This window comes from Alloalcanivorax balearicus MACL04, from assembly GCF_025532145.1.
GTDB classification, from domain to species: domain Bacteria; phylum Pseudomonadota; class Gammaproteobacteria; order Pseudomonadales; family Alcanivoracaceae; genus Alloalcanivorax; species Alloalcanivorax balearicus.
Window position 1 is genome coordinate 1 of record NZ_ARXS01000028.1, and the last position, 20549, is coordinate 20549.

Below are 20549 nucleotides of genomic sequence, written 5' to 3' on the forward strand. Positions count from 1 at the left end.
CGCTTCGGCGACGTGCCGGCGGAGATCGAAACCAGACTGAACGGCGTCAACCGGGAGCAGCTGGAAGACTGGATCGACCGCGTTTATGAAGTAGAGACCATGGAGGCGGTGTTCGACTAGGACCACCCTGCATTCACACCCCCTGTAGGAGCCTGCCTGCAGGCGAATTCTTTTCTCCTCCCCAAGAAAACCTTCGCCAGCAAGGCTGGCTCCCACAGCGGCTTCGTAGCCCACTCCCTCCCTGTGAGAAGCTGCCTAGGCAGCGAATCAACACGCCGGGCAGGACCTGATACGAATGGTCCTTTATAAAACAGGCTTACAAATAAGAGCGGCATTCTCTTTTATAATTTTCTTTATTCGCTTCAATGGGTTGCTCTGTTTTTCCTGCTATATCATAGTCTACTTTTTCGGGGATGGTGGCCCACTGCGGAACAAGTCAGGAATGACGTCGATACTTACAATGCTTTGGCCAAAAGCTGACGTCCTTTTCCGCTTTGACTGACAGACCTGCCCGCCGTCCGTGGTCATACTCTTCTCTGTTTTTGGGAGAGGGATATGACGGATCACGATACCAGTTACAAGTTTTTGTTCGCGCACGCCGAAATGGTGCGCGATTTATTGCTGGGGTTCATGGAAAGCGGCTGGGTGAGGAACCTGGATCTGGCCTCCCTGGAGAAGGTAAGCGATGGCTATGTTAGCGACGATCTACGTGCCCGGCATAATGATGCTCTTTGGCGGATACGTTGGAAGCGGGAATGGGTATACCTCTATTTGATGCTGGAGTTTCAGTCCAAGGTGGATCACTACATGCCGTTGCGGATCCTGACGTACACCGGGCTGTTGTATCAGGATTTGCTTCGCAGTGAGGCCCTGGAGGAAACGGGGCGCTTGCCCCCGGTACTACCCATCGTGTTGTACAACGGCCGGAAGCCCTGGCGTGCTTCCACCGATCTGAGTGATTTGATCCAGCAGGTTCCTGAGGCACTGAAGCCCTATCAGGTCCGGCAAAAGTTCTTGCTATTGGATCTGGGAATACAGGTAGGCGAGGGGGCATTGCGTGAAAGAAATCTGGTCGCCGCGGTATTCGCGATAGAAACCAGCGAGACTTGGCGGGACATGTTGCGGGCTTCCTTGTGTCTCGTAAACTGGCTGGAAGGAGCAGGGCAAGCCCACCTGCAGCAAGGTGTTTTGGAATGGTTGCGTCGGCGGGGCCCACGCCTGGACTCGCAGGTGCCCTGGCAGGAAATTCACACTTTAAGGGAGGCTCATAGCATGTTGGAAGACAGAGTGCGGGTGTGGAAAGCCCAGTTTCGTCGCGAGGGGTTGCTGGCCGGACGTGAAGAAGGCTCCACCACCGAAGCCCGAAACATCCTGCTGCGCCAGTTACGGCGCCGCTTCGGTGAAGTGCCGGCGGAGATCGAAACCAGGCTGAACGGCGCCAGCCGAGAGCAGCTGGAAGACTGGATCGAGCGCGTTTATGAGGTAGAGACGGTAGCGGCGGGTTTCGACTAGCACCACCCTGTATTCATACCCCTGTGGGAGCCTGCCTGCAGGCGAATTCTTCTCTCTTCCCCAAACCTTCGCCAGCAAGGCTAGCTCCCACAGCGGCTTCGTAGTCCCCCCTGTGGGAAGCTGCCTAGGCAGCGAATCGGTACGCCAGGAAAGACCTGATTCGAATGACGCGAACCTTTCTTACACTCACTGTCCTTTCCCACTGACAGGCCTTTCCGTTTCGGCTGACAGACCGCGCCTGTTTCTCACTGTCATAGTATTGTCCTGCCAGGGGAGGGGATATGACAGATCACGATACCAGCTACAAGTTTTTATTCGCACACGCAGAGATGGTGCGGGACCTATTGCTGGGATTCATGGAGGGGAGCTGGGTGCGGGAGCTTGATTTTGTCTCTCTTGAGAAAGTCAGTGATGGCTATGTCAGCGACGACTTGCGTGCCCGGCATAACGACGCCTTATGGCGGGTGCGCTGGAAGCGGGAGTGGCTGTATATCTATCTGATGCTGGAATTTCAATCCAAGGAAGACCGTTACATGCCCGTCCGGATTCAGACATACCTTGGACTGTTGTATCAGGATCTGATTCGGCGAGGGGAACTGGAAGTGGATGGGCGCCTGCCCGCGGTTCTGCCCATTGTGTTGTACAGCGGTCGACGGCGCTGGCGTGCCGCCACGGATCTTAATGATCTGATCCAGGAGTCACCGGAAGCATTGCACCCCTATCTGCCCAGGCAGCGTTTTTTCCTGGTTGACCAGGGGCTTTATGCAGACAAGGGTAATCTGAGAGAAAGAAACCTGGTTGCCGCGGTGTTCGCGCTTGAAAACGGGGCAACATCAAGAGACATGCTGCGCGTCATTGCGCGTTTGGTGGACTGGTTGAAGGATCCAGAGCAACAATACCTGGAGCAAGGTATTCTGGAATGGTTACGTCGCCGTGGGCCAAGCCTGGACTCCCAGGTGCCCTGGCAAGCGGTCCATAATTTAAGGGAGGCACACAGTATGCTTGAGGACAGAGTACGGGAATGGAAGGCTCAGTTTTGGCGTGAAGGCCTCGAGGCCGGCATGAAGAAAGGCCGAAGGCAAGGGCTGCAAAAAGGTCGTCAGGAAGGTCGCCAGGAAGGCTCCACCACCGAAGCCCGAAACATCCTGCTGCGCCAGCTACGGCGCCGCTTCGGCGAAGTGCCGGCGGAGATCGAAACCAGGCTGAACAGCGCCAGCCGGGAACAGCTGGAAGATTGGATCGACCGCGTTTACGAAGTGGAGACAGTGGCGGCGGTTTTCGACTAGCACCACCCTGTATTCACACCCCCTGTAGGAGCCTGCCTGCAGGCGAATTCTTTTCTCCTCCCCAAGAGAACCCTTCGCCAGCAAGGCTAGCTCCCACAGCGGCTTCGTAGCTCCTGTGGGAAGCTGCCTAGGCAGCGAATCGACGCACCCCATCAACCGACCAGACAACGCGATCCTACCTCCGATTCCTCTTCCCAACACAGACAGCCACCTTTCTCTCTGGTTTCGGTAGACGTTTCCCCAGAAGTGTTTCCTTTTCCCCCTTTTATTATTGTCCCCTTTTTATTTTCTGAATTTTTCTCTCAAAAAAAGCATCGTTTTTTCGTGAGCGACACCGTCTCTTATCCAAAAAAGGTTCCAGGTACATTTTCTGTAAGCCGCATGGTTGCTGGGTTTGTGTTTTTGAAAAAAGAAAAAGTGCTTAAGGGGACAGGTAATCTATTGTTTTGCTGTTGTGAATCTATTTATCTGGTTCGTGCCGAAGGGTGAACAACCCTCGGGGGCAGTCAGCGGCATCCCGCCGTTGGCTGAAGGGGACAGGCCAGGGAGGCAGTCGACCTGTCCAGATTGGATAAAAGAAATGAAACACGGCTAACCAATAAATGGAGGAACTAGCCATGAGTACCAAAATCTTGAAAACGAGTATGCTGGCTTTGGCTGGCGCAGTGGCTCTGGCAGCAGCAGGTAGTGCGAGTGCTATGTCACCGCCGTATGCGATGTGTACGTTTAAAGGGGAAACCCAGCTGACCTCCGGTGTGGGGGCTACCAGCTGCTGGCTAACGTTGGCTGCGAAAGTCAATTGTGATGGGGACGTTGAAATTGTCGCCGCCGGCCCTGTGGAGGGGGATGCGACGTGTACCGATATCTTCGTCGGGAATTTCCCTTGGTTTGGCACCACTGCAGGGATCATTGCTGGAGGGACGATCAATACGGATTTTGTCGCTACGGGTAACCCTTCAGTGATTCATGTCTCCGGTCTTCCTCTTGCTGGAGGTACATTGACAGGAGTGGGGCCTGCAACATCAACAATGGGGGTGGCTTGCGACGCCGGTTCAACGGTGACCGTGCCCACCGTGGTACCGGTAAATGGGATGTTTTCGGGACCGCCGACCGCTGCGTTTCAGGCGAATGGTTTGCAAAATCTCGGATGTTCTCTGGTGTTATAAGCCATTAAGAACTGTATAAAAAAATAAAGACATACAGTCATATTATGCCCCCACTATGTGGGGGCATTTTTGTGGATGGGAAAGGCGTGAGGGCTTGCCTTAAACCATATGGATGGCGAGGCTACGTAATCTGTGAGGAATCATACGGCAGTGATGGTAATCGGCAGCGCGAGCGATGGTGGAGTTTTGCCTTTTTTATTCTATTGGTTTTCCGAGTTTCACATCTGAAGGTGGTTTTGATGAGTCGGTACCGCGCGCGGTTATGGCTGACGTCATCTATGTCGATGGAGAGAATCCTACAGCGTCAGAACTGATTTCGAGTCGCCGTCTAAGAAATAGGATACCTACGATGGCGTTTTGAAGAAGGGGGGCTTTAATGCCCCCCTTCTGATTTGCCCTGACAAGTACATAAGGTATTTTGTTTGCTAAACTTTTATAAAAAATTTAGTTACTTGATTGATTCAGAGATATAGCGGATGTGGGTTCCTCCCGCCGGGACAATTAAATCTGCCGACAGCGCTGGAGCGTTTACCCTTTGTTCTATCACTAGGTCACTCAGGTTCCATTGCTCCGCTATCATTCGACCATCATCCAAAAAGGATATAGGCCCGCTTAAAGACATCTCTACAGGATAACTGTATAGGTTATGGTGTGCAGTTGATAGTAGCCTCTTTCTTTCCACTATATCAGTGACCAGATAGGGAGCGTCCATATAGAGAGGCACTGATGCATTTAACTCTGGGCCGTCGAGGCCTTCTTCAATCAAGGCTTCGATTGGAGCGCCATCTACGTACCGCATCCGCATTAGCTGATAGCCTGTATTCGCCACATTTTCACCTCGAGCCCCTCTGAGTGGCCCTTTCATAAAGGTGCGGAAGGATGTTGTGACCATGTGCCCAGGATGGATTAACACTTTGACACCATTAGCTACAGGGTCATTTGATACTTCGGCGAACAGGGCCCCGTTTAAATAAGTGAACTTATCCCTGGGACACTCGGCAGGAACGCCTTGGTAGCATGTGCGTTTTTGTTCAAAGCCGGGGAAGAACTCAAGCTCCCCGGCTACATCACAGCCTGTCTGATCTGCATAGGGCTCATAGGCCGCATAACCGCAGCCAACTAATAGGCCGGACATAGCGGCGATGTCGGCGGGATTGACTCCGGGGCCTGCTGCTCCGTTAATCGAATAGCCTTTTTCAGCCACTTCTTCAAGGCTACGGTCCCCCATGTCTCGACTCAGAATTTTAGCACTATTCGGTGGTGGCTTAACGCCGTTCGGGTCCATAGGCACGCCATTCCGGTCTACCAAATCTGCGGTGGTAGGGTCTGGCTGCCAAATGATAAGGTCGGTTTCATTCACGGTATAGCTAGGCAGTCGTAGTTGATTGTAACTGCTACTGCCCGCCACAATTCTCAACCCAGTGCTGGGAAAGGTGTAGATTGGGGGAGGGCCCATAACTTCCGGGGAGCTATCGTTGACGAGATTAGCATTGGCGTCCATTGAATCCGCTAGACGTAGTAGCTGAAGTACTGACTGACTTCCTGGGGTGCCTCGGAAATATTGTACTAAGTCAGGGCCGCCGCCTGTCAGGGATGGTGACTTTTCTTCCCAAATGAAGTGCGGGAGATATCGAATACCTAGATTTGGATTAAAAGAGTCAGGCACATCATGAATAGATATTTCCGCCAGCAACTGGGTTTGCAGTGGCAGACCCTCTTCGGAACACACCATGGTACTTATATCACACAGAGCCCCTGGATTATTCTCGGCTTCATTTTCTGAAGGGGTATCTATATCGCCATTGGAGGCCACTTCATAACGGTAGAGCACGCCCTTCTTCCAAGGAGTTGAAGGGGTGAAACGCAAGATGTCCTCGGTTAGGGAGAGAGTCCCCTCAACATCCGTTATGATCTGATCCTCCGTATCAATCTCAAACACCTTAAAAGTGCGTCCAATTTCAATGCTGGCAGCGTCTATCGTCTTACTAAATACTACGATAATTGGACGATTTGCAGGCATATCAGATACTGGAATAAAGTCGTCAAAAGGCAGTGGCTCCAGATCTCCGGGGCCGGAATGGGGCTGAATACCACCTTTACAACGTCCACTGATACCTGCTGCTAGATCCTGGTCAGCGGTCTCCATCGCACAAGGAAAGCCTGGATAGACCGCCAATAGAAATGGGGACTTTCTGTCTAGAGGTTTGTCTATATCTTCCGCGAGAACCTGCCAGGGATCATCGGGGGTGCCGCTCCGTTTTCTATATAAGTCCCTTTTCTGGGCTCGAGTTCTCAATGAAAAAACCTCATCAAAACTCCCAACCCAAGGCTCCCCCCGCAAATCCATAATCCCCGGATCAAGACTGACCTGGTAGGACAGAGAAGGCCCGGTCTCGGTGGGATGCTCCAGCGGATCAACCGGTTTGATCACGATTGCCGCGCCGTCCACGGTGACCTTGCTGTCCACTTCGGTTTGTACACCACCTTCATTCTTATAGAGGTGCACTTTGCCGGTTACGGATTGGCGGTCCAGCGGGCGGGTGAAATTCAATACGATGGGGTCGGTGGGTTTGAACATGGCGGTCTTGTCCAAACCGGTCTGCCCATCCACGCCCAAGGTCCAGCTCTGAAACTCCAACGGCGTGGTGTCCGGCACCGGCGCGGGGGCATTGAGCTGATCCTTATAGGACTCCAGCTGGAAGCTGAGCATGCCGTGGGCGAATTCCTGGCCGAGCACGTCCGGCTCCACCACGCTGACCGCGTCGATTTTCAGCACGCCTTCCTGCGGGTCCACTTCGCCCACGCCGATCAGTTCGATGTGCAGCATGTCCTGAGTGAAGCCGCCGTTGGCGCGGGCTTCATCGGTGGTGATGGCCACATCCATGAACAGCCGCACGATGCGCAGGGCGTCGGCGCGGTTGTGGGTGTCGTAGGGGTTGGGCACCAGGTAGCCGGTGGCGTCGCTGAGGAAGTGCATTTTCACTTCGCCGGATTCAAAGCCGGCGGGCACTTCGCCGCCGATCAGCACGTCCAGGCTGGTGCCGCTGAGGATGGTATCAGCGGGGATGCGCACCGGGGTGACATCCGTATAGACGGTGACGTCGCCCAGCTCCGCGCGCACGTCGCCGCTGGCCTGGGTGACGTTGTCCTGGCCGAGCAGGGTGGCGTTCACCGGCACTTCGTTCACCGGTTTGCCGGTGAGCGGGGAGGTGCGGGTGCGGTTTTCCGAGTCGGTGATGCGCTGTACCAGGATGGCCGGCTCGCCACGCGGTGATGAGTCTTGCGGGGTGACGGTGAGTTCGTGGCCACCAAATGTATTGCCGAAGGTGCTGGCCAGGCCGTCGCCCAGGGTGAGGGTGTAGGTCTCTCCCGGGGTGAGGTGCTCGGGCGCGGGGTCCAGGGTCATGTAGGGCCCTTCGGTGAGCAGGCGGGCTTCCACCAGCTCACCGCTGCCGTTCACCAGGGCCACGGTGTCCGCCGGCGTGGTCCCGTCGCCCGGGTTGAGGCCGTAGCGGGCGCTGGTGGGGTCGATGGGCTGAGTGAACTGGAAACGGAAAGTAGAAAAGTCCATCACCGGTTCTTCGACGTCACCGCTGGGGATGGCGCGGGTGAGGGTGAAGTCGTCGTCGGCCACCACCAGGGATTTCGGGCCCCGTTGCAGCGCGCGGGTGGTGAAGTGGATATCCTGGTTCGGTGCCTTGCCCACGCTCAGTTGCACGCCACGCAGGGTCACGGTGTACTCGGTGAGCGGTTGCAGTTTCTCCGTGGGTGTCAGCAGGATACTGCGGCCATCGGCTTCCACTTTGCTGTAGGTGACGGGGACGATGTCCCCATCGGCGCCCCCAAGGCGCAGTTTGATATTGTTTTCAGCGGCGGCCAGCTCGATGTCGCTAGTGAAGCGCAATACCACCGGAGCGGGGATTGCCACTTCACTTTGGCCGTCGTCCGGATAGGCGTAGAGCAGGCTTTGCCGCTGGGCGTCGTTGGCGTCATTGCCGGGCATGCTGGAGCCGTCACTGCCGCCACAGGCGGTGAGGACGGTGGCGCAGGCGGTTATGAACAAGGTCCCGTAGAGGGTCCGGTTAAAGGTTCCGCGAATCATAAGGTTCTCCCCCCTTAAAACTGCATGCTGATGGAGGCGGCGAAGACATTGACGTGACCGTCGGTCTTGACGCGGTCATTTTTGCCGGTCTGGTCGGAGATCAAACGGAAGTCCCGCTCGCCGATGGCGTGGTACTGGTAGGCCAGGTCGAAGCGCACCGGGTGGGCGAAGCCGTAGACGCGCTGGGCGGTGGCGTGGAAGCCCAGGCCGAAGATGGTGCGGCGGGCGTCCAGATAGTTGATCTCTTTGTTGACGCCGGTTTCCAGCGGCGACTCCTGATAGGCGATCCCCCCGGAGAAGCCGATACCGGGCTCGAACTCGTACTCCACGCCAATGCGGGGAATAAAGGTGTCACGGAACTGCAGATCCCCCACGTCCTTGATGTCGTCGTGGCCGGCGGTGAGTTTGTCTTCCAGCTTGGACCATTCCTGGAACTCGTGGGCCACGCCGGTGCGCCATTTACCTTTTTTGACCTGACTGCCGAACACATAGGTGTTGGGCTGGTAGGAGTCGATGGTGCTCAGGTTAATAAACAGACCGGGCTCGGGGATGGTGCCGGGAATGATGGTGTTGGCGTCGACGCTGACGCGCGCGTAGGAGTAGCCGCGGAAGGCGAAGGCGGTCTCCACGCCGTTGTACCAGCAGTCGGCGTCGGGGCAGAAGGTCTCCTTCCAGTCCAGGCTCATGCTGAGGATGGGCCGCAGTACCGGTTTGGCGGTGACGTCGAGGGTCTCGTACTGGGTGTTGCCGGAGAGGTCGGTGTGGGCGACCAGCTTGGCGTCGGAGTGCAGGGTGACGCGGGTGGCGAAGCCGATGGCGAGGCCGCGCCAGATGTTGGTGCCGATGCCGAGGGACAGGAACAGCGGCTCACGGCCGTGATTGAAGTACTGGCCGTAGGGGGCGGTTTGCGAGGTGAAGGCCATCAGTTCCTGGGAGTACTTCTCGGAGCCGAGCAAGAGGCCGAGGACCACGGACTGTCCGAGTTCGGTGATGCCGGAGAGATCGGTACGTAATCCGAGCAGGATTTGCTGGGTGGGATCGTCCTGGACCTTGTACTTGCCGTGCTGCTGGCTGTCGGCCTTGAGGTTGGGATCGGCGTGCATGAGTCCGGCGGTCATTTCGCCACGGGTGTCGCGGGCGAGAAAGGCCGGGTTGTAGTAGGTGGTGGAGACCTGGGTGTTGAACATGGAGAGGGCCTGGACGGTGGCGACGTCACTGGGCAGGACACCGTAGGTGGTGGCGATGTTACCCATGTTCGCGCAAGCGATCGCCGGGGCAAGCAACAGCGCCGCGGCCCCCAGGCGCCGTGGCCCGAAGTGGGGCTTCAGTCGAGAATGGGAGATCATTTCAGGAAATCCTCCAAAGATTATTGTGGTCGTTATTGCTCTTTTTCTTTTTTGCGCTTTTTTCGCGTTTTCCTTTTTTCTTTATAAAAAAAGAGGCCGTCTTTACGATTGGCAGCCAGAGCCTAGGAGCGGTCGGCCGGCGCCCATAACCGGCGATTGAGAATGGTCGGTCACGATTTTTCTTTTTGGTTAAAAAAGTGTTTTAAAATAAGGAGTTAGGGTTATTTTTGGGAAGGCTGGAAGGCACTGAGCGAAGCGGTGAATAGGATAAGAACAAGGGATAAGTAAACAAAGTGGTGTCGTTATTCTACCGTTTGCCTGTCTTTTTCGGACAAAGAAGCGTCGCTCTGTCCTTTAATGACGAGCGACGACGGGATTATTAATGACCGGGGGAAAGTATTTTAAAAAGGGGACAGGAAAAAGGCCGGCCACCATAGACCGCCTCTGAAAAACGTCATGCCGGACTCGATCTTGTGTCATGCCGGACTTGATCCGGCATCTCCTTCTCCGAAGCCACGTGCCCTCCAGAGGGAGATCCCGGGTCAAGCCCGGGATGACGTACGGGTCAAGCCCGGGATGACGGAGCCGCTGTGGGAAGCGAGCTCGCTCGCGAATCAGGGGGCTATTCGCTGGCAAGCCAGCTTCCCACAGCGGCTTTGTAGTCGGGTCTGAAGCTAGCTCTACCAGCGAACAGAGAGGGAAGTGATCAGCGAGGTTTTACCGTCATATCAATACCCAGTGCCCTCATCACCGCCAGCGTGGTTTTGAGCGTCGGGTTGCCTTGCTGGCTGAAGGAGCGGTAAAGCTGTTCGCGGGACAGACCGGTTTGCCGGGCGATTTCCGTCATGCCTTTGGCGCGGGCTACCACGCCCAGTGCATGGGCAATGTAGCCGGCATCGCCGGTGGCGAAGGCTTCCGCCATGAAAGTGGCGATCGCGGTTGGAGAACCGAGATCTTCCGCCGGATCGTAAGGGGTTAATGCATCCACGTTTTTCTCCATTCCCGGGCCCGCCAGCGTTTGAATACATCGGTTTGTCTGATTTCCAGAACAGATTGTGGTTTATAAATCACAGGCTGGCAACATCCTTTTGAACCCGGGGCCTCGCGGCGGCTTTTGGGAACGGGCTACTGAACGTCGCGCCAGCGTTGATAATCCTCGCGGGTGACACCGAGGCCGGCAAGGCGCTGTGGCGACAATTCCCGGATATCTTCCTCCAGGTCTTCGAAGTAGGCGTTGCGGTCGTTTTCGGGGACAGCCCGGGCGGCTTCCTTGAGACGGGTGGTTAGCGCAGCGCCGGAGAGACGTTCCAGAATGATCTGGCGTAGTACATCCCGGCGTTGTGCGCGGTAGCGTACCCGTATGGTGTCCACGCCCAGCGCTTCGGCGGTGGCGTCGTATTCCTGACAGCCGCGCAGATAGGAGGCGCGGTACAGTTCGATCAGGGGGCGGGGATCGTTCAGTTCATAGACGGCCAGCATGGCGGACGCGTAGTCGTCCTTTTCGATGGCATTGAACGACAGCGGTACCCGGTTGCGGGTAATCAGCGGAATGTTGGCGGCAAGACGCGAGGTGCGCTTGTTGACGTCGGTGAAGGCCTGCAGATAAGCCACGTGCAACAGCAGGAACAAACTCTGCTCATAGGGTTCCTGGATCGCCATGGCCTTTGCGGTGATGCCGCGCAGGCGGCGTTCCAGGGTGGTGGGGTTGTCCAGGGGGATATAACTGGACGCGCCGACTCGCACGCCATGATCCCTGATCTTGCCGGAATGGGGAGGGGGCACCAGCCCATCGGACAGAAGGTAATGTAACGTGCAGATCTCCTCGTAGCTGGGCTCCATATGGCCGGCTCGCTCCACCAGGTAACGGATCGCTTCTTTATGATTGAGGATCATCACGGCTTCCTCATCGAGCTTTCCGGTGGCGCCGGTACCTTCCAGAAGCAGGCGTTGTGTCTCGATCAGCGAGTAGGTGTTTCCCTCCAGCCGGGATGAATGGTAGGACAGGTCAATCAACAGCCGGTTATAGATGCGCCGCGCATAGGTGCCAGCGGGCTCGGGAGTGTCGGTACGCCGCCCCTTGTCGGTCAGAATGTCGATGTCGGCCTGGCTGAAGTAGCGGCTGTGGTTGGGTTTGTATTCTTCCAGCCAGTCGCCGTTATAGCTCACCGGACGGCGATCGAGCAGTGGCCGCCGCACCCGTTCAAGTGTCTGACGGGCACCGTCACTGAAAGAGAAGAACACAGGAGGCTCTGGCTCACGGATTTCCGCTGCCGTGCTTTCGGCCAGACGGTATCGAGTGCCGCGCTTTTGTCCGCTTTTGACAACAAGCCCTTGTTCGACCAGTTGGCTCAGCCAGCGCCGTGTTGAACGCTCGGCGAACCCTTCGGGCAAGTGTTCAAGAATCTCCGGCAGGCTGGCCGGCGCCGACAGCTTCCAAAGGACATCCAGTATCTGGTCTGCCTTGGTGTGATTGCGGATATATTGGGACATCGGATTTGGCCGTATAAGTATTTATACGGCCATTATGAGAGAGATACGGCCAAATTCAAGGCCAAAGTGGCGCTTTTTTGGCCGTATCTTGTTTGACGGCCGAACCCCATTCGCTGCCAAGGCAGCTTCCCACAGCGGCTTTGTAGCCCGGTCTGTAGAAGCGAGCCCTGCTGGCGAATCTTTTTGGCGCTGTGCCCCATTCGCCAGCAGGCTGGCTCCCACAGCGACCGTGTAGCCACCTCAAGCGTCATGGCCTCGTGCCGTGGAGACACGCCCGGCCATGGGCTATAATGCGCGCCCCTCGTTCCAGCCAGGAGTGCCCCCAATGACGGTGATTCGCCAGGACGATCTGATCCAAAGCGTGGCCGATGCCCTGCAGTACATCTCCTATTACCACCCGGTGGACTTCATCCGCGCGGTAAAGGAAGCCTACGAGAAGGAAGAGAGTAAGGCGGCCAAGGACGCCATGGCGCAGATTCTGGTGAACTCGCGCATGTCCGCCATGGGGCACCGCCCGATCTGCCAGGACACCGGTATCGTCACCGTGTTCGCCAAGGTCGGCATGAACGTCACCTTCGAAGCGTCCTCCGGGGAAGAGAGCATGTCTCTGGACGACATGATCAACGAAGGTGTGCGCCGGGCCTACAACCACCCGGACAACGTGCTGCGCGCCTCGGTGCTGGCCGATCCGGATGGCAAGCGCGCCAACACCAAGGACAACACCCCGGCGGTGATCAACTATTCCATCGTGCCCGGCGACACCCTGGAGATCGACGTGGCCGCCAAGGGCGGCGGTTCCGAGGCGAAGTCCAAGTTCGCCATGCTCAACCCGTCCGACTCCGTCGTCGACTGGGTGCTGGAGCAGGTGCCGAAGATGGGCGCCGGCTGGTGCCCGCCGGGCATGCTCGGCATTGGCATCGGCGGTACCGCCGAGAAGGCCATGCTGATCGCCAAGGAATCCCTGATGGATCCCATCGACATTCACGAGTTGCAGGCCCGTGGCCCGCAAACCCGGGCCGAGGAACTGCGCCTGGAGCTGTTCGAGAAGGTCAACGCGCTGGGCATCGGCGCCCAGGGCCTGGGTGGTCTGACCACGGTGTTGGACGTGAAGGTGGCGGATTATCCGACCCACGCGGCCAACAAGCCGGTGGCGATCATTCCCAACTGCGCCGCTACCCGCCATGCCCACTTTATTCTCGACGGCAGCGGCCCGGCGGATCTCAAGGCGCCGGATCTGGAAGAGTGGCCGGACATTGCCTGGGGCAACGACGAAGGCGCCAAGCGCGTCAACCTGGACACCGTGACCCCGGAAGAAGTGCGGACCTGGCAGCCCGGCGACACGCTGCTGTTGTCCGGCAAGCTGCTTACCGGCCGTGACGCCGCCCACAAGCGCATGGTGGACATGATCTCCAAGGGCGAGAAGCTGCCGGTGGACTTCACCAACCGCTTCATCTACTACGTCGGCCCGGTGGACCCGGTGGGCGACGAAGTGGTGGGCCCGGCCGGTCCGACCACCGCCACCCGCATGGACAAGTTCACTCGCACCATGCTCGAGGAAACCGGCCTGATCGGCATGGTTGGCAAGGCCGAGCGTGGCGACACCGCCATCGAAGCGATCAAGGACAACAAGGCGGTTTACCTGATGGCCGTGGGCGGCGCCGCTTATCTGGTGTCCAAGGCGATCCGCAAGTCCCGCGTGGCGGCTTTCGAGGACCTGGGCATGGAAGCGATCTACGAATTCGAGGTGGAAGACATGCCGGTGACCGTGGCGGTGGATTCCAACGGCGAATCGGTACACAAGACCGGCCCGGTGATCTGGAAAGAGAAGATCGCCGCCAAGAAGTCGGCGTAATCCTGCCTCGCTTCCGCCCCGGGGGGAACCTCTCGGGGCGGAACGCGTCAGACAGACCACTATGAATACTCTTGCGTTGTCTCGATGGGGGGCATTGGCGTTGTGCGCCCTGCTGCTGGGTGGCTGCGCCGGTCTGCGGCAAACCGCCGGCGGCTGGCTCGGTCTGGCGCCGGCGCCGGCCACGGTGGCCGGCCTGGACTATGTCACCCAGAACCGATTGGGGGTTGCGGACTCGGCCTGTGACGAGCTGGCCGCGGCCTGGCGGGGGGACCGCTGGCTGCCCAATGACCAGCGAGCACAGTTGATCGCCCGCTGCGGCGCCCGGGTGCGCCGGGTGCTGGACGTCCGCGAACAGGACCAGGAACTGGATCGATTGGTGTCCGAGGCCTGGGATGCCACCATTCAGGCGCGGCTGGAACGTGAACGGCGGGAGCGCCGCCGCGAGCAGGTGCGCCGTGCCATTGCTCAGGCGCGGGAAGAGGCCGAGGCCCGCAACGACTCCGCCGCCGAGGATGCCATGGCGCAGCTGCGCGAGCGGATGGCGGATGCGCATATCCTGCAAGTGCTCAGAGAAGTGCCGGACCAGCCCCTGGCCTATGCCATCGGGCAGCCCTCGGAACGCTCCATGAAGGAATTCCTTTCCTGTCTCGAAGTGGCTTATCCCAATGAAGGTTATGAGATGCAATGGGAGGGCGACAGCCTGTCGGTGCGCGCGCTCAACGCCACCATGCCCCGGGGCGATGTGGATATCGACACCCAGTTCGTCAGTGTCTGGAACACCTGGATGCTGCAATCCCTGAGTGTGGCCGAACTGCGGGCCACCAACGCCCAGGACCGCTTCATGCTGGCCCAGAACCTGGTGGCGGGGCAGTGTTATGACGTGGATGGGCGGTTGTAGGGAGCCGTGCGTTCTGTGGGAGCTAGCCTGCTGGCGAATTGGTTTTGTGGGGTTATTCGCTTGCAAGCAAGCTTCCCACAGCGGCTTCGTAGTCTTTTCTGTGGGAAGCTGCCTTGGCAGCGAATCGCCCGCGGAATTCAGGGCCGCGCCGTGGTCGCCCGGTCCACCAGATACACCAGCCCGTGATAATCAATGCCGCCATGATGGCTGAGACCGATCTCGCAGGTGCGGCTGGTGGAGATGCCCTCGTCACAATGCCGCACGGTGTCGCGCAGATCGCGCAGGGCGTGGGCGTTGAGTTCCGGGGTGGTGAAGCCTTTGTCCCCGGCGAAGCCGCAGCAGTGAATCCCTTCCGGTACCACCACTTCCCGGGCACAGCGACGCGCTATGTCGATCAGCCCCGCGCTTTCCCCAAGATGCTGCGTGCTGCAGGTGACGTGCACCGCCACCGACGTGTCCAGTGGTGAAAACGTGAGCCGGGAATACAGCTGCTCGCGGATGAACTTAACCGGGTCGTACAGCTTCAATCTCGGATCCAGGCCGCCTTGGACCAGCCGCAAGGTACAGGGGCTGGTGTCGCAATAAATCGGATCCTCGCCATCGCGGCTGGCTTTCAGCAGCGCCGCCGCCAATTGATCCCGTTTACGGTCCCCCTGTTCCGGATAGCCTTTGGAAGCGAAAGGCTGGCCGCAGCACAGGCTGTCCAGATCTTCCGGGAACACCACCTCGAAGCCTGCTTTTTCCAGCAGCGCCCGGGTTTTGTCGATCAGCGGCACCTGCTCCCGGTCGTTCAGCGACGGCCCCATGGCGCGGGAGACACAGGCGGCCAGATAGACCACGCGCGGACGCTGCCCGGCGGAAAGATGGTGATGGCGGGGCAGGGAGGTGGCTTGCGGCATGGCCGGCGTCCACATCGGGATGCGGTCGCCGGACAGCCGCCGCAGGCCATTGGCAAGCGTTTGCAGCCGTTCTCCGCCGAGCAGTTTTTGCGCGGTGGTGGCGCCGCGCAAAGTGATCCGGGTGGCGCCGAGCGCGCCGCTGAAATGATCGGCCAGCCGGTCGGCGGTGCCGGTGTGCCGGGCCTGTCCGGCTCTCAATTCACGCACCAGATCGCCGGTGTTGATGCCCACCGGGCAGCGCTGGGCGCACAGGCCGGTGGCCGCGCAGGAATCGATGCCGCGATACAGATAGTCGTTCCAGAGCGCGGTGGCGCCGGCTCCGTCGCGGCGTTTGGCCTGAATGTCCCGCCATACCACGATGCGCTGGCGCGGTGTCAGGGTCAGGCCGCGGGAAGGGCACACCGGTTCGCAGAAGCCGCACTCGATGCACTTGTCGACGATCTCGTTGGCGGCGGGCAGCGGCTTGAGATGTTTCAGGTGAATGCGCGGGTCCTCGGACAACACCACATCCGGGTTGAGGATACCGGCGGGGTCGAGCAGCCGTTTGATTTTCCACATCAGCTGATAGGCGTCGCGGCCCCATTCCAGTTCCACGAAGGGCGCCATGTTGCGGCCGGTACCGTGCTCGGCCTTGAGCGCGCCGCCGAAGTCTTCCGCCACCAGTTTGGCCACGTCGCCCATGAAGGCCTCATAGCGTTGTACCTGGGCCGGGTCGTCGAAGCCCTGGGTGAACACGAAATGCAGATTGCCTTCCAGGGCGTGGCCAAAGATGATCGCTTCGTCGTAGCGGTGTTTGTCGAACAGGGCGAGCAGACCGCGCACGCCGTCGGCGAGTTGTTCCACCGGGAAGGTCACGTCCTCGATGATCACCGTGGTGCCGGTGGGCCGCACCGCGCCCACCGCCGGAAAGGTGCCTTTGCGGATGGCCCAGAGTTGCTCGTTCACCGCCGCATCGGTGCTGAAATCCACCTGCTTCTCCACCGCGAAGGCGGCGAGGGCCTGACGAATACCTTGTAACTGTTCCAGCAGCAGGGTTTCGGCGGCGGCGCGGGATTCGATCAGCAAGGCGCAGGCGCCATCGGACAGGCCCGGCACCCAGCCGGGCATGCCCGGCTGGTCCTGTACCGAGCGCAGACTGCGGCGGTCGAGCAATTCCACCGCCGACACCGGTTGTTGCTTCAGCACCGGCACCGCCCGGCAGCAAGTGTCCACGTCGGGGAACACGATCAGGGCGCTGGCCCGGTGCGGGTACTCCGGCACGGTGTCGTAGGTGACCGCGCTGATGAAGCCAAGAATCCCTTCGGAGCCCACCATCAGATGGGTGAGAATATCCAGCGGATCGTCGTAATCCACCAGCGCGTTCAGGGACAGGCCGGTGGTGTTCTTGAGACGGTATTTGTGACGGATGCGGCTGCTCAAGGCGTTGTCGGCGCGGGTCTCCCGGCCCAGTGCCGCCAATTGTTCGAGCAGGGTGGCGTGACTTTGCCGGAAGCGCCTGACGCTGTCCGCGTCCTCGGTGTCGAGCACGGTGCCGTCGGCCAGCACCAGGCGCATGCCGGCCAGGGTGTGGTAGGTGTTCTGGGCGGTGCCGCAGCACATGCCGCTGGAATTGTTGGCGACGATGCCGCCGATCTTGGCGGCGTTGATGGACGCCGGATCCGGGCCGATCTTGCGGCCCAGCGGCGCCAGCCAGGCGTTGGCCTGGGCGCCGATGACGCCGGGTTGCAGGCGGATCTGTGCGCCGTCGTTGCGAATATCCCGGCCGTTCCACTGGTCGCCCAGCACGATCAGCACGGAATCACTGATGGCCTGGCCGGACAAACTGGTGCCGGCGGCGCGGAATGTCACTGGCACGGCATGCTCGCCGGCCAGTTTCAGCAGCGCCACCACTTCCGCTTCCGTTTCCACCCGGACCACCAGTTTCGGTATCAGACGGTAAAAGCTGGCGTCGGTGCCGAACGCCAGAGTGGACAACGGATCGTCGAAACGCCGTGAGGCGGGAATCAGGGTTTCCACCGCCCGTAGAAAAGGGGCGGGCAGCGGGCCATGGTCGGCAGCGGTCATGCGTCCTCCAGAATCAGTACCACCAGGTCCTTGGGGCCGTGGGCGCCGTAGGCCAGTACCTGCTCGATGTCGGCGGTCTTGGACGGGCCGGAAATCAACAGCGCGTTGGTGGGCATGCCGGCGCGCCAGTTCAAGGCGCGCTGGGCTTCATAGAGATTGTCATGGATGGTGCTGGCGCGCAGTAGCGCGAAATGCACCGGGGGCACCAGACTCATCAAGCGCGGTTCGTGGCGGTCCGGGCACAGAATCAGACTGCCGGTGGCGGCGATGGCGCCTACCGTGCCGGTGAGACTGGCCGGGGTGTCATGGAACAGCTCGTGTTTCCACTCTTCCACGGGCCGGTCGTAGGCGTGTAACGCCGGCGCATCGGAACGGTGCTGCCAGTGCTCGCTCAGCTGCCGGCCGTGGTCGGTCCGCGGCGCGATCAGCAGGCGGGTCAGTTGCTTTTTCGCGAGCAGATCGGCGAGCAGGGCTGGCCATCGGGTCTGGTCGGTGAGGTGAATTTCCGTGCGCACTGCTTCCATCAATTCCCGCAAGCGGGCCATGCGCTGCTCCGGCGGATAGCGCCAGGGTTCGGTGACCAGCGTCTCGTCGAAATCGTCCGGCAGTGCTTCGGTGCCGGCCAGGCTGTGCCGGAGTTTGTCGAGAATGCGGGCTTTGGCGCTCATCGGGACTGCTCCAGATGTTTGCGGGCCAGTTCGTGCAGGGAACGGGCGGCGGGTTTGGGGGCGCCGCGGTGCTCGGTCCAGGGGCCCAGACGCGAGGGTGTCAGCGCGCGCAAGCGGGTGGCGAAGAAGCGGAACAGCCGGTACAGCAGCGGGCGCGTGTACAGCGTGCGCCAGAGCTTCCAGACGGTACTCTCCAGTGCCGAGTATTTGCTGCCCTGGCCGCGCATCACCGCGTGCCCGGGGTCCGGACGGGACACGTTCTCTTCGCGCAAGCGCCGCAACAGCGATGGAATCGGAATCCGCACCGGGCAGACTTCGCCGCAGGCGCCGCAGAGGGAAGACGCGCTGGGATGGTCCGGCACTTTGTCCAGGCCGACCAGGTGCGGGGTGATGATGGCGCCGATGGGGCCGGGGTAGACCTCGCCATAGGTGTGGCCGCCGACGCGGGTGTACACCGGGCAGTGATTCATGCAGGCGCCGCAGCGGATGCAGTTCAGGGTCTGCCGCAGTTCACCGTCGGCGAAGGCCTGGCTGCGACCGTTGTCGAGCAGCACCAGATGCACTTCTTCCGGCCCGTCGCGCTCGCCGGCCTGGCGCGGACGGGAGATCATGTTGATGTAGGTGGTGATCGGCTGCCCCAGGGCGGAGCGGGTCAGCAACGAGAGCAGCGGCACTACATCACGCAGATGCGCCACCACTTTTTCGATGCCGGTGACGGCGATGTGCACCTTGGGCACGGTGGTGCTCATGCGGCCGTTGCCTTCATTTTCCACCAGCACCAGGGTGCCGGTTTCGGCCACCGCGAAATTGACGCCGGAGACACCGATGTCGGCGTCAAAGAATTTTTGCCGCAGTATCCGGCGGCCAGTCTGAATCAATTCGTTGACGTCGCGGGTGTAGGGTTCGCCCAGTTCCCGTTCGAACAGCCGGGCCACCTGATCGGCGTTCTTGTGGATCGCCGGCATGATGATGTGCGAGGGCTTCTCGTGGTCGAGCTGAATGATGTACTCGCCCATGTCCGATTCCAGACACTCGATACCGTGGTCAGCGAGGACATGGTTCATGTCCATCTCCTCGCTGACCATGGACTTGCCCTTGATCACCTGCCTGGCCTGGCGGCGCTCGGCGATGTCGAGGACGATGCGATTGGCCTGCTCGGTGGTTTCCGCCCAGTGCACCTGGATGCCGTTGGCGGTGAGATTGCTTTCCAGTTGCTCCAACAGATCCGGCAGCCGGGACAGCGCGCGGGCGCGGATGTGATTGCCCAGGGTGCGCAACCGTTCGCGCTCGTCGGCGTCGCTGAAGGCGGCGGCGCGCTTCTCCATCAGCGAGTCCATGGCACCGCGAAAATTGCGTCTGAGTTGGGCGTCCCCCAGCGCATCACGGGCGCGGCTGTTGAATTCATCCCGTAGCGGGATGCGCGCGGGCTGGCTCATGGCTGGCCTCCGGTGCGTTGCCAAAGAAAGCTGGCCAGATGCTGACCTTGCAGGGGCGCCCGCTGTTTTTTCAGGGCGCCGTTGATGTTCATCAGGCAGCCGGCGTCCGCGCTCACCACGCGGGTGGCGCCGCTGTCGCGCAGGGAACGGGTCTTGTCCGCCACCATGGCGCCGGAAATATCCGGCATGCGCACACAGAAAGTGCCGCCGAAACCGCAGCACTCGCTTTCATGATCATGGTCCACTCGGCGTACCCCGGACAACTGATCGAGCAGAGCGCGGCCGTGATGGTGAGTGTGCATTTCCCGGCGGGCGCTGCAGGAGGTGTGCAGGGCCACCTCGGTGGGCGGGCCCTGATCGTGCAACTCAACCCGGCAAACATGCAGCAGGAACTCCGCCAGTTCATAGGTGCGTTCCGCCACGGCCCTGGCCCGTGCCAGGGTATCGGGCTCGCCGGCGAACAGCTCCTGGTAATGATGGCGGAACATGCCGGCACAGGAACCGGAAGGCACCACCACCGGCCAGTCCTGGTCGAACAGCGCCAGCTGCGCGCGCGCCACTTCGCGCGCCTGATCGGTGTAGCCGCTGGTGTAGGCCGGCTGGCCGCAGCAGCTTTGCGCCTGGGGAAAAACCACCTGAATCCCCTCCCGTTCCAGTAACCGTATGGCATCCATGCCGGCCTCCGGGAAAAACAGATCCACCACGCAGGTACCGAACAGATAAATCCGCTCGGGTTTGTGCTCGGGATAAGTCCGGGGCGCCGCGTCCGGCTCGGCAGTGCGGGTGGCCTGGGGAACGAAGGTGCGGGGAGCGTTCATGGCGGTGATTCC

Annotated in this window: 14 protein-coding genes; 6 read left to right on the plus strand and 8 right to left on the minus strand. The window is 60.0% G+C overall.

The window, feature by feature from the left end; translation table 11 throughout:
• The first annotated feature begins 555 nt into the window (after positions 1–555).
• The 4 genes from MA04_RS18095 to MA04_RS18110 all read left to right on the plus strand — a co-directional run bounded on the left by MA04_RS18095 (position 556) and on the right by MA04_RS18110 (position 3964).
• Positions 556–1512, plus strand: coding sequence for an Rpn family recombination-promoting nuclease/putative transposase (locus tag MA04_RS18095; RefSeq protein WP_262461998.1), 957 nt, complete (start codon positions 556–558; stop codon positions 1510–1512).
• Between the two features lie 281 nt (positions 1513–1793).
• Positions 1794–2798, plus strand: coding sequence for an Rpn family recombination-promoting nuclease/putative transposase (locus MA04_RS18100; RefSeq protein ID WP_262462000.1), 1005 nt, complete (start codon positions 1794–1796; stop codon positions 2796–2798).
• 324 nt (positions 2799–3122) lie between these two features.
• Positions 3123–3287, plus strand: coding sequence for a hypothetical protein (locus MA04_RS18105; RefSeq protein WP_262462002.1), 165 nt, complete (start codon positions 3123–3125; stop codon positions 3285–3287).
• Positions 3288–3415: 128 nt separating this feature from the next.
• Positions 3416–3964 (plus strand): hypothetical protein, encoded by a 549-nt coding sequence (locus MA04_RS18110; RefSeq protein ID WP_262462004.1) that lies wholly within the window; start codon positions 3416–3418, stop codon positions 3962–3964.
• Between the two features lie 448 nt (positions 3965–4412).
• On the opposite strand, the gene MA04_RS18115 is transcribed toward MA04_RS18110, so the two are convergent.
• The 4 genes from MA04_RS18115 to MA04_RS18130 all read right to left on the minus strand — a co-directional run bounded on the left by MA04_RS18115 (position 4413) and on the right by MA04_RS18130 (position 11902).
• Positions 4413–8066 (minus strand): Ig-like domain-containing protein, encoded by a 3654-nt coding sequence (locus MA04_RS18115; RefSeq protein WP_262462006.1) that lies wholly within the window; start codon positions 8064–8066, stop codon positions 4413–4415.
• 14 nt (positions 8067–8080) lie between these two features.
• Complete coding sequence (locus tag MA04_RS18120; RefSeq protein WP_262462008.1) at positions 8081–9412, minus strand: outer membrane protein transport protein; 1332 nt, start codon at positions 9410–9412, stop codon at positions 8081–8083.
• Positions 9413–10118: 706 nt separating this feature from the next.
• A complete protein-coding gene (locus MA04_RS18125) occupies positions 10119–10400 on the minus strand; it encodes an addiction module antidote protein (RefSeq protein WP_022995849.1) in 282 nt (93 codons plus the stop codon).
• A gap of 137 nt (positions 10401–10537) precedes the next feature.
• A complete protein-coding gene (locus MA04_RS18130) occupies positions 10538–11902 on the minus strand; it encodes a Fic family protein (RefSeq protein WP_063141722.1) in 1365 nt (454 codons plus the stop codon).
• Positions 11903–12227: 325 nt separating this feature from the next.
• On the opposite strand from MA04_RS18130, the gene MA04_RS18135 reads away from it, so the two are divergent.
• Positions 12228–13754: a fumarate hydratase gene (locus MA04_RS18135; RefSeq protein WP_163126973.1), complete on the plus strand. Its 1527-nt coding sequence runs from the start codon at positions 12228–12230 to the stop codon at positions 13752–13754.
• 61 nt (positions 13755–13815) lie between these two features.
• Positions 13816–14652, plus strand: coding sequence for a hypothetical protein (locus MA04_RS18140; RefSeq protein WP_262462011.1), 837 nt, complete (start codon positions 13816–13818; stop codon positions 14650–14652).
• A gap of 137 nt (positions 14653–14789) precedes the next feature.
• Here the strand turns inward: MA04_RS18140 and MA04_RS18145 are convergent, their stop codons facing one another.
• Genes MA04_RS18145 through MA04_RS18160 form a run of 4 tightly spaced genes read right to left on the minus strand, consistent with a single transcriptional unit; the run spans position 14790 to position 20537 of the window.
• Complete coding sequence (locus MA04_RS18145; RefSeq protein ID WP_262462012.1) at positions 14790–17615, minus strand: FAD-binding and (Fe-S)-binding domain-containing protein; 2826 nt, start codon at positions 17613–17615, stop codon at positions 14790–14792.
• Complete coding sequence (locus MA04_RS18150) at positions 17612–18283, minus strand: LutC/YkgG family protein (RefSeq protein ID WP_262462013.1); 672 nt, start codon at positions 18281–18283, stop codon at positions 17612–17614. The genes MA04_RS18145 and MA04_RS18150 overlap by 4 nt, the downstream gene beginning before the upstream one ends.
• Positions 18280–19719: a LutB/LldF family L-lactate oxidation iron-sulfur protein gene (locus tag MA04_RS18155; protein WP_262462014.1), complete on the minus strand. Its 1440-nt coding sequence runs from the start codon at positions 19717–19719 to the stop codon at positions 18280–18282. The genes MA04_RS18150 and MA04_RS18155 overlap by 4 nt, the downstream gene beginning before the upstream one ends.
• The gene (locus tag MA04_RS18160) at positions 19716–20537 is read right to left on the minus strand and encodes a (Fe-S)-binding protein (RefSeq protein WP_262462016.1); all 822 of its coding nucleotides are present in this window, start codon (positions 20535–20537) and stop codon (positions 19716–19718) included. The genes MA04_RS18155 and MA04_RS18160 overlap by 4 nt, the downstream gene beginning before the upstream one ends.
• Between the last annotated feature and the right edge of the window lie 12 nt (positions 20538–20549).